Origin of the sequence: Vibrio sp. 10N.222.48.A3 (assembly GCF_041475345.1) — a bacterium.
In the GTDB taxonomy this organism is placed as follows: Bacteria; Pseudomonadota; Gammaproteobacteria; order Enterobacterales; family Vibrionaceae; genus Vibrio; species Vibrio tasmaniensis_A.
The window spans coordinates 1-4,087 of the sequence record NZ_JBFRVX010000009.1 but is presented as its reverse complement, the minus strand read 5'-3'; the positions used below and the strand labels follow the sequence as shown (position 1 = coordinate 4,087).

3 protein-coding genes and 1 pseudogene are annotated in these 4,087 nt (G+C 41.7%); all 4 read left to right on the top strand.

Features of this window, described 5'->3' with window-relative positions; genetic code table 11:
• Positions 1–476, top strand: a pseudogene (locus AB4653_RS00195) (hypothetical protein); the annotation flags it as partial.
• 227 nt (positions 477–703) lie between these two features.
• Positions 704–1,018 carry a hypothetical protein gene (locus tag AB4653_RS00190; protein ID WP_083784002.1) on the top strand — a complete coding sequence of 105 codons (315 nt, stop codon included), beginning with the start codon at positions 704–706 and terminating at the stop codon, positions 1,016–1,018.
• Positions 1,019–1,053: 35 nt separating this feature from the next.
• Positions 1,054–1,902 carry a sulfurtransferase gene (locus AB4653_RS00185; RefSeq protein ID WP_009845552.1) on the top strand — a complete coding sequence of 283 codons (849 nt, stop codon included), beginning with the start codon at positions 1,054–1,056 and terminating at the stop codon, positions 1,900–1,902.
• Between the two features lie 435 nt (positions 1,903–2,337).
• Positions 2,338–4,087: diguanylate cyclase domain-containing protein (locus tag AB4653_RS00180; RefSeq protein WP_372103073.1), on the top strand; the 1,750-nt coding region annotated here is incomplete at its 3' end.

Genomic DNA, 4,087 nt, shown 5'->3' with positions numbered 1-4,087 from the left:
CGTCAACACCAGTGACGTCAACACCAGCGACGTCAACACCAGTGGCGTCAGCGCCAGTGACGTCAACATCAGTGACGTCAACACCAGTCACCGTCGCTATAAATCCGGCACCGACACCAGTTAATGCGGTTATCTCCAACGGCCCGCAAGCGTACAAAATGGATGAGCTCGTAATACCTGATGGTTTCGATTATAACTCTGTAGATCAATTTGACCTCAATATTGATATCAGCCACATCTCAACCGATCGTTCGTTCGTATCCGTATATAGTCGATTTACCACAAGGACAGACTTAACTTACAAGCCTGATTATTCAAGTAAGGTCATTGGAGGCCCTTTAGACAACGGTACATTTACGTCCAACTTTTCGGCGCCGCTAAGCGAAGATATTCTGTTAATTGAGATCTGGTTTTATGATGGTCAAGCGCCGCTGCAACAAGTCGTTGCAAGTGACGGATCACAAATCACTTGGTAAACGTAAAGGAATGAAAAGCGCTGAGTTCAGTTTAACAATAGCTAAATTTAGTTGGAGTTAGTCAGCAGTCTCGAAGTTGAAAGTCGAAAGTCGAATAACAATGCATAAAGGTGAGCAATGAGGCTCACCTTTATATTTGGGCGCTGTTTCAATTTTCAGTACTGGTTATGTTCACTTTATCGAAAGCCTGTCTTATCTTTTAAAGATGACTTTCAAAGGCTTACTTTATGAAACAGTTGAAAATAGGATTCGTTATATTATCGATTGGTATTGGGCTACTTTTATTTCTCACCTATTTCCCAATGACATCTTCTACCGGAGAACGCATTGAAGCCAGAGTCATCTCCAATACGCTCACTCAATCCCTAGACGGACATAGACGCTACCTCACGGTTGAAACTCAAGACAACGAAATATTTCGCGTTTCCATTCCACCAACAACAGACTGCCCTATTGATTCTATTGTTGTGCTTGATACATTAAACAATCAAATAACCGGACAAAGCAGCTATCAGTTCATCCACTGCCGGGCTGCGCCTTAGTCGCCGATATAACAACAAGAATGGATATAAGAAGAATGAATCAGCCACTCATTTCACCAGAACAACTTCAACAACGTTTGCTAGAAGAAGACAACATTGTAATCCTCGACGCCAGTATCGAATTTCAGATCCCAAGTGAGTCAGAAAAGATCAAAGGACAAGTGATACCTAGTGCGATTCGTTTCGATTACGACAAAGACTTTTGTAACAAGCACACTCTGCTCCCTCACATGTTCCCGACCGAAAAACACTTCAATACACGCGCACAAGAAATTGGTATCAATCAAGACAGTACGATCGTGGTTTACGATAACTCAGGAACTTTTGCCTCGCCTCGCGCATGGTGGATGTTTATGGCAATGGGACATAACAACGTTTATATCTTAGATGGCGGTTTACCTGCATGGATAGATGCAGGCTACGTAACAGACACTAACTATAAAACAGAAGTTCAAGCCGGGAATTTTGATGGGAGTATTCAAGACGACTATTTTGTTAATGCTCAACAAATTGAAAGCTATTCCGATAACAAGAACGCGAACATTGTAGATGCGCGTTCTCAAGCTCGCTTCGATTCAGAAGTTCCTGAACCACGTGAAGGCTTACGTAGTGGCCACATCCCAAACTCAGTTTGCTTGCCGTTCGCACAAGTCTTAAATGCAGGTAAATTGAAACCTCAAGAAGAGTTAGTTGACATTTTCTCGACCCTAAACTTACCCCCCTCTCAACCTATGTTCTTTAGCTGTGGCTCAGGTGTGACGGCTTGCATCATTTTATTAGCCGCTAAACTGGCTGGTTATTCAAGTGATATGGGCGTTTACGATGGCTCATGGACTGAATGGGGCGCAAATGAAAAACTACCTATTGCCGTAACTAAAAAGTAATTCAGCTTCGCTTAATGATACTGTTAGAATATACTGCGCATGCATACGGAGCTTACTAAAGGTTATGGCTGAAGCCCATGACACTTAAGCATCTTATTGCTCAATCAGCTAGGCACTTATTAACTCAAGCGTTTAACACGGTTGTAACTTGAAGACGTAGTCACTTGAAGACACCTAGGTAGTGACAGAGTTAACACTACCTATGTGTAGAGCCATCCGATTGCTAACAAAAACTGTGATTAATCATGGGTTAATTGTCAGCACGTTTATGAGTGTTAATATTTCATTCAAGAATCTCTGTTCTTAGCCGTTACACTATTTAATCATTGATATATTCATCTCTGATGTTTTATGCCTCGTTGTATTAATCACACTGGCGATATAAACGTTGTCACTTGCAGTCTGTTAAAAGTAGTCACCAACAAAAGGCATCTCATGGCTCTATTTAAGAAAAATATCTGGTCGCTGTACGCTATGATCGTGCTGCTTACCCTGATACTTTTCAGCGCCTTTGGCATAACCAAGTGGCAATCAAACAGAGATGACTTTACTAAGCAACAGCATATCCAAGTTGAGATCTTCTCTAGCTCAGTAAACTCTCTATTAACTAGCCAAGAAGCACTGCTTGAAGTGGTTGGGCATCAACTTGCTCAGCAGTCCGACTTTACCCGCACGGCTTCGATTCAAATTCGACCAATATTAGATAAACTGCTTGATACTCATCCTGCAATAGCCGCTTTCGGGTTACTAAATCCTCAAGGGGATTACCTATCAATCAGCTCAAACCTACAACTGTCTGATCAATTTAATTTACTGGATCTCCCGTACACCAGAGACTCATTTCTAGAGGCTATATCGAGTAATAAAATGGTTTTAGGGCGCACCTATTTCCATGATTCTCTTAACAGCCTCGTGATCCCATTAAGAAAATCCATTTCTCTCGATGGCAAGAACGTTGATGCAGTCATGACCGCAGGTTTACGCTTAGACAGTACAATATTGTTTGAAAACAATGCGCACGCAGGCAATTACAACACGTTAACTCTACTTAGAACCGACAACTATCGTCAGTTTTTTTCTAGCGATATCGAGTCGCTAGACGCTTATTTAAAACCAGTTGATAACGATCTAATGGATCGCATTACCAAAAGCTTTTCTGAGCAAGTGACTGTCAGCGTCAAAGAAGCGAAAACAGGAAAATACACATATTCTTTCTGTATCGATGATAGCGCTTTCCCATCGCTCGTTAGCGCTAAATACATTCCAGACTACAAGCTTTGGGTTGTCGGCCGTACAGACCTAGAACACGTTGATGGTATATTCGCAAAAGAGTTCGGTACTCTTTTCTTTGTTTTTGTTGTTCTTCAGTTTGGTTTCTATTTTTTAGTAAAATCGATTGCGAAGAACGAGCAACGAACTCGCAGCCAATTGATTTACCAAGCCAATCACGATCCATTAACCTCTCTCCCCAACCGCTCCTATATGCGTAAAAACATTGGCAAGTGGATTGAAGATGAGTCAGAGCCATTCTCACTGCTGTTTATCGACATCGATAACTTCAAATGTGTTAATGATACCCATGGACATGACTTCGGAGACAAGGTGCTCAAACAAATTGCATTACGTTTGATGCGGTTTCGCTCCAGAGTCAGCCTATTGGTACGAGAATCCAGTGATGAGTTCTTGTTTTTAACAACGCTGAATAGTGAATCTGAAATTAAGCGACTATCAGAACGAATTATTGAAGTACTTTCTCAACCTTATGAAGTTGAAAGCGCTCAATTTTTGTTGAGTTGCAGTGTAGGTATTGCCCGCTTCCCAGACCACGGAAGAGATTTAGATAGCCTGTTACGCTCTGCCGATATTTCGATGTACAAAGCGAAACAGCAGCAAAACTCATACAGTATTTTTACTACTGAGATGCAAGACGCCCACCTCTACAAAATGAGAGTAGAACAAAGGCTTCGTATCGCTATCGATAAACAAGCTTTATTTATGGTTTTTCAACCATTGGTTCGTGCCGATGAAAGTACTCACGGTGTAGAAGCGCTTGTGCGTTGGGTAGATGATGAACTGGGTTTTGTCCCGCCAGACGTATTTATTCCTATTGCTGAAAGCACAGGTTTAATGCAAAAACTCGGCACCTTTATTATTGAATCCAGCGTTATGCAGATCGCTCATTTAC

Bases quoted from the DNA above. Each gene is read 5' to 3' on its own strand.
- AB4653_RS00190 (WP_083784002.1), top strand. From the start codon at position 704: ATGAAACAGTTGAAAATAGGATTCGTTATATTATCGATTGGTATTGGG.
- AB4653_RS00185 (WP_009845552.1), top strand. From the start codon at position 1,054: ATGAATCAGCCACTCATTTCACCAGAACAACTTCAACAACGTTTGCTA.